The organism is Mesorhizobium sp. M7A.F.Ca.CA.003.01.2.1 (assembly GCF_003998945.1).
Lineage (GTDB): Bacteria > Pseudomonadota > Alphaproteobacteria > Rhizobiales > Rhizobiaceae > Mesorhizobium > Mesorhizobium ciceri.
Genome location: NZ_RZRA01000289.1, coordinates 1 through 5,857 on the forward strand (window position 1 = coordinate 1; position 5,857 = coordinate 5,857).

General features: G+C 63.8%; 4 protein-coding genes and 1 pseudogene. 3 read left to right on the forward strand and 2 right to left on the reverse strand.

Annotated features, from left to right (window positions below; translation table 11 throughout):
* On the reverse strand, positions 1 to 353 hold a 353-nt coding region (locus tag EN969_RS13910), incomplete at its 3' end, for an SDR family NAD(P)-dependent oxidoreductase (protein WP_127419185.1).
* A gap of 315 nt (positions 354 to 668) precedes the next feature.
* On the opposite strand from EN969_RS13910, the gene zwf reads away from it, so the two are divergent.
* The 3 genes from zwf to edd all read left to right on the forward strand — a co-directional run bounded on the left by zwf (position 669) and on the right by edd (position 4,732).
* Positions 669 to 2,138: a glucose-6-phosphate dehydrogenase gene (gene zwf, locus EN969_RS13915; RefSeq protein ID WP_013530236.1), complete on the forward strand. Its 1,470-nt coding sequence runs from the start codon at positions 669 to 671 to the stop codon at positions 2,136 to 2,138.
* Positions 2,120 to 2,836: a 6-phosphogluconolactonase gene (gene pgl, locus EN969_RS13920; protein WP_063170066.1), complete on the forward strand. Its 717-nt coding sequence runs from the start codon at positions 2,120 to 2,122 to the stop codon at positions 2,834 to 2,836. Before zwf ends, pgl begins: the two co-directional genes overlap by 19 nt.
* A gap of 72 nt (positions 2,837 to 2,908) precedes the next feature.
* Positions 2,909 to 4,732, forward strand: a complete 1,824-nt coding sequence (gene edd, locus EN969_RS13925; RefSeq protein WP_063170065.1) for a phosphogluconate dehydratase — start codon at positions 2,909 to 2,911, stop codon at positions 4,730 to 4,732.
* A 68-nt stretch (positions 4,733 to 4,800) separates the two neighbouring features.
* On the opposite strand, the pseudogene EN969_RS13930 reads toward edd, so the two are convergent.
* Positions 4,801 to 5,857 (reverse strand): annotated as a pseudogene (locus EN969_RS13930) (hypothetical protein); the annotation flags it as partial.

Sequence of the window (5,857 nt, forward strand, 5' to 3'; positions counted from 1 at the left end):
ACGTGATAGATCGCCTTCATGTTGACGGCGGTTATCAGGTCGAAGGTCTCCTCGTCGACATTGAGCATGTCGCCGTTGCGATGGGTGTAGCCGGCATTGTTGACCATGATGTCGATGCGGCCGAATGCGCTTTTGGCGGCATAGATCATCTCGTCGAATTCGGAGCGCAGCGAGACATCGGTCTGGGTCCAGATCGCCGCTTCGCCGATCTCGCCGGCGACGCGCTCCGCGCCCCTGGCGTTGAGATCGGCGACAACGACCCTGGCACCCTCCTGCGCAAAGCGCCTGGCGATGCCCTCGCCAAAACCGGACGCAGCACCGGTGATGACGGCAACCTTGTTTTCCAGACGCATGTTTTTCCCGCTCATGATTGATGACGATCAACCGGCGCGCCGATAGCGCACATCCGCGCGAACCCGTGGCTTCTGGCCGGATTGCTCGAAAGATGTGCGGCCATCGCCGATTTCTCCTTTGGCTTTCGCGTCGATCCCGCTCTATGCTGCAACTGCGAAGGCTTCCGGTGCCGCGCCTGTCGACAAGCCTCCGGGTCATCGGACTGTCAAGGGGCAGGCGCATACACCCAGATGTGACACCATGGCACTGGAAAATTTAAATCGATTAGATTATATCAGCCGCGTCACAGCGACCGGCGTCAGAGCGGACAGACCATGACCAGCCAGATCATCCCCGTCGATCCTTTCGACTTCATCATTTTCGGCGGCACCGGCGATCTGTCGGAGCGCAAGCTTCTGCCGTCGCTCTATTATCGCCAGCGCGACCATCAGTTTTCGGAGCCGACACGCATCATCGGCACCTCGCGCTCGAAGATGAGCGACGAAGAATTCCAGGCCTTCGCCAAGCAGGCGATCTCGGACCACGTCAAACCGGCCGACATCGACGCCAAGGAACTGAAGACCTTTCTGGCGCGGCTGTCCTACGTCTCCGCCGATGCGACGAGCGGCGCCGGCTTCGACAAGCTCAAGAAGGCGATCGGCGACAGCGACCGCATCCGCGCCTTCTACCTGGCGGTGGCGCCGGCGCTGTTCGGCGACATCTCGCACAAGCTGAAAGAGCACAATCTGATCACGCCGAACTCGCGCATCGTGCTGGAAAAGCCGATCGGCCGCGATCTCGATTCGGCACGCAAGCTCAACGACCTGGTCGGCGACGACTTCCACGAAAGCCAGATCTTCCGCATCGACCATTATCTCGGCAAGGAGACGGTGCAGAACCTGATGGCGCTGCGCTTTGCCAACGCGCTCTACGAACCGTTGTGGAATTCAGCCCATATCGACCATGTCCAGATCACCGTGGCCGAGACCGTCGGCCTGGAGGACCGCGTCACCTATTACGACAAGGCCGGCGCGCTGCGCGACATGGTGCAGAACCATATGCTGCAGCTCTTGTGCCTCGTCGCCATGGAAGCGCCGTCGTCGATGGATGCCGACGCCGTGCGCGACGAAAAGCTGAAGGTGCTGCGGGCACTGAAGCGCATCAACGGCAACGAAGCGCCGAAGCACACCGTGCGCGGGCAGTATCGCGCCGGGGCTTCGGCCGGCGGACCGGTGAAAGGCTATGTCGAGGAACTCGGCAAGGACAGCAACACCGAGACCTTCGTCGCCATCAAGGCCGAGATCGGCAATTGGCGCTGGTCGGGCGTTCCGTTCTATCTGCGTACCGGCAAACGGCTGGCGACGCGGGTTTCGGAAATCGTCATCGAATTCAAGCCGATCCCGCATTCGATCTTCGGCGACAGCGCCGGACCGATCTTCGCCAACCAGCTTGTCATCCGGCTGCAGCCGGACGAAGGCGTCAAGCAGTTCATCATGATCAAGGATCCGGGCCCGGGCGGCATGCGGCTGCGCCAGATTTCGCTCGACATGAGTTTCGCGCAGTCCTTCGACGGCCGCGCACCGGACGCCTATGAGCGGCTGATCATGGACGTCATCCGTGGCAACCAGACCCTGTTCATGCGCCGTGACGAAGTCGAGGCGGCGTGGAAATGGATCGACCCGATCCAGAATGCCTGGGAAAGTGCCAGGCAGGAGGCGCAGGGCTACACGGCGGGCACCTGGGGTCCATCGGCCTCGATAGCGCTGATCGAACGTGACGGGCGGACATGGCACGAGAGCAATTGAACAGCGCCGCCTACAGCTGGAACGGCTTCAGCGGGCGCCAGGAACTGGCGGCAGCCCTTGCCGGCCATGTTGCAGGCAGACTGACCAAGGCGATCGCCGAGCGCGGCACGGGGTTGCTCGCCGTCTCCGGCGGCACCACGCCGGCAAAATTCTTCGCCGCCCTTTCAGCGATACCCATCGCCTGGGACAAGGTGATCGTGACGCTGGTCGACGAGCGTTTCGTGCCGGCCTCCTCGCCACGCTCCAATGCCGGGCTGGTGGCCGCCAATCTGTTGCAGAACGCGGCCAAGGCGGCTCGTTTCGTGCCGCTCTATCACGAAGCCACCAGCATCGAGGATGCGGCCTCGTCCGACGATGCAGCGCTCCGATCCTTGCCCTGGCCGCTCGATGTCGTCGTGCTCGGCATGGGGCCGGACGGCCACACCGCCTCGTTCTTTCCCGATGCCGCCGACCTGGCAACGCTGCTCGACCCGTCTTCCGACAGGATCGTGCTGCCGGTTCATGCGGCAAGTGCGGGCGAGCCGCGGCTGACCCTGTCGCTGGCCCGCATCGTCGAAGCCGGCTTCATCGCGCTGCACATCGAGGGTGAGGACAAGCGTATCGCCTTCGACGGCGCGGTGGCGCCCGGGCCGCGAAAGCCAATCCGCGCCGTGCTCGACGCAGCGCAAAAGCCCGTAGAGGTTTTCTGGGCACCCTGATTCTCGATTTACACCGGTCCCGGCAAACGGCGGGAGGATGTTTCCGGGACCTCGCCTGAAAGGACCGACACCATGACCGCCAGACGCGACATCGAAGCCATTACCGAACGCATCCGCCAGCGCTCTAAGCCCGGCCGCGAGCGTTATCTCGGCCGCATCGCCGAGGCGTCGAACCGCACCGCCAACCGGGCCGTTTTGTCGTGCGGCAACCTCGCTCACGGCTTTGCGGTGTGCAGCCCCTCGGAAAAGCTCGCGCTGGGCGCCGACAAGGTGCCGAACCTCGGCATCATCACCTCCTATAACGACATGCTGTCGGCGCATCAGCCGTTCGAGAGCTTCCCCGCGCTGATCAAGGATGCAGCCCGCAAAGCCGGCGGCATCGCCCAGGTGGCAGGCGGCGTGCCGGCGATGTGCGACGGCGTCACCCAGGGCCAGCCCGGCATGGAGCTGTCGCTGTTTTCGCGCGATGTCATCGCCATGGCCGCCGCGATCGGCCTGTCGCACAACATGTTCGACGCCGCCGTCTATCTCGGCGTCTGTGACAAGATCGTGCCGGGGCTGGTGATCGCCGCCCTCACCTTCGGCCATCTGCCGGCGGTGTTCATTCCGGCCGGACCGATGACATCAGGCCTGCCCAATGACGAAAAGGCCAAGGTCCGCCAGCTCTACGCCGAGGGCAAGGCCGGACGCGCCGAACTGCTGGAGGCCGAGTCCAAATCTTACCATGGACCGGGCACCTGCACCTTCTACGGCACGGCGAATTCCAACCAGATGCTGATGGAGATCATGGGCCTGCACACGCCGGGCGCGTCCTTCGTCAATCCAGGCACGCCGCTGCGCGAGGCTTTGACCCGCGAGGCGACCAAGCGGGCGCTGGCGATTACTGCGCTTGGCAACGCCTATACGCCCGTCGGGCGGATGATCGACGAGCGCTCGATCGTCAACGGCGTCGTCGGCCTGCATGCCACCGGCGGCTCGACCAATCACACCATCCACCTGATCGCCATGGCGGCGGCGGCCGGCATCGCCATCACATGGCAGGATATTTCCGACCTGTCGGAAGCGGTGCCGCTGCTGGCGCGGGTCTATCCGAACGGCCTCGCCGACGTGAACCATTTCCACGCCGCCGGCGGGCTCGGCTTCCTGATCCGCGAACTGCTCGACGAAGGCATCCTGCATGAGGATGTGCAGACGGTGTGGGGCGAAGGCCTGCGGCCCTATGCGGTCGAGGCAAAGCTCGGCGCCGACGGAGGCGTGGTGCGCGAAGCCTCGCCGCGGACAAGCGGCGACGAAAAGGTGCTGGCGCCTTTCAACAAGGCGTTCCAGGCGACCGGTGGCCTGAAGGTGCTGTCAGGCAATCTCGGCCACGCCGTCATCAAGACTTCCGCGGTGAAGCCGGAGCGGCGTATCATCGAGGCGCCGGCCAGGGTCTTCGACAGCCAGCAAGGGCTGAACGATGCGTTCAAGGCAGGCACGCTGACCGGCGACTTCATCGCCGTCATCCGCTTCCAGGGGCCGAAGGCCAACGGCATGCCGGAACTGCACAAGCTGACCACCGTGCTCGGCATCCTGCAGGATCGCGGCCAGCGCGTGGCGCTGGTCACCGACGGGCGCATGTCGGGCGCCTCCGGCAAGGTGCCGGCGGCGATCCATGTCACACCGGAAGCGGTCGAGGAGGGTCCTATCGCCAGGATCCACGAAGGCGACATCATCCGGCTCGACGCCGATGCCGGCACGCTGGAAGTGCTGGTGCCGGCCGGCGATTTCGCGCTGCGCCGGACGGCGGATGCCGACCTCATCGGCAACGAGTTCGGTTTCGGCCGCGAGCTGTTTGCCGGCTTCCGGCAATTGGTCGGCCGCGCCGATCATGGCGCCAGCGCCTTCGGCACGGCCTGACGGCAGTTCTGCGCAACCCATGAAAAGGGGCGGCACTTGGCCGCCCTCTTGCGGTTGTGCATACGATTCTATTGCACGGTTAGCTCAGCTCGCTCGCCGGCCTTGACCGTCACGTTGCCTTCTTTCGAACTGTTGTCGGATTTCTCCGAGACGACGGCATAGTCGCCCGCCGGGATCGCTGCCTGGTACTTCTGGTCGAATGCATAGCCAAGCGACTTGCGGTTGCCGTTGATGTCCTTCTTGGCCTCGAAAATCTCGATCTTCGAGGCTCCCGGCGCGGTGATCGCCAGCACGCCGGCATTCATTGCGATTTTCAGATCCTGAAATTCGCCGACCTTGACGGTGAACGGCTGCTCGACAACGGCGAGATCAACCGTCGCAATCAAGACATAGTCATCGGCCGGCAGATCGAATTTGCTGTCGGGTCCGTAGGCATAGGTCACCTCGTCCCTGGTTCCATCGATCTTCTTTTTTGCCTTGAGCACCTTGAAGCCGATGCCTGAACCGTCCGCCTTGTCGCCGCCGGCAGCATAATAAGCATTGGCAACGACATGGCCGACACCGACAATCATGTTCTTTTCCACGGTCTTGCCGGCAGCCAGCGGAATCGTTTCGGTAGCCACCCCCTGGCCGATCGTGACCGTCACTTTCTCGTCGCCGGCCGGCAACACGGCTTTCGTGGTCCCATAGAAGGTGGCGGGCATGTCAGCACCCGGATAATCGATGACGATAGCCGCGCCATCGACGACATCTGCCCCCTCGCTCGGTCGCGGATGGATGATGAGCGTGCCGGCATTCAAGTTGAAGAGAGGCGCGTAGACTTGGCCCGCCTCGATCTTGACTTTCTGCTCGGTCTTGGCCTGGCCGTCGCTGGCCACGACGATATAGTCGCCCGGTTCCAGATTGGCCTTGTAGGCGCCGTATTCGGTGCTGACGTAGTCGCCGCGCGTACCGTCGGGTTTCGCCTTGTAGATCTCCCAGGCGTTGCCGTCAGTGACGGGATCGCCGCCCTCGGCAAGCACCGCTATCGGCAGGAAATTGAAGTCCGGTTTGGCCGGCTCGGGCGCGGGTGCCGGCGCAGGTGCCGGAGCCGGTTCAGGAGCCGGCGCTGGTGCTGCCACGGTC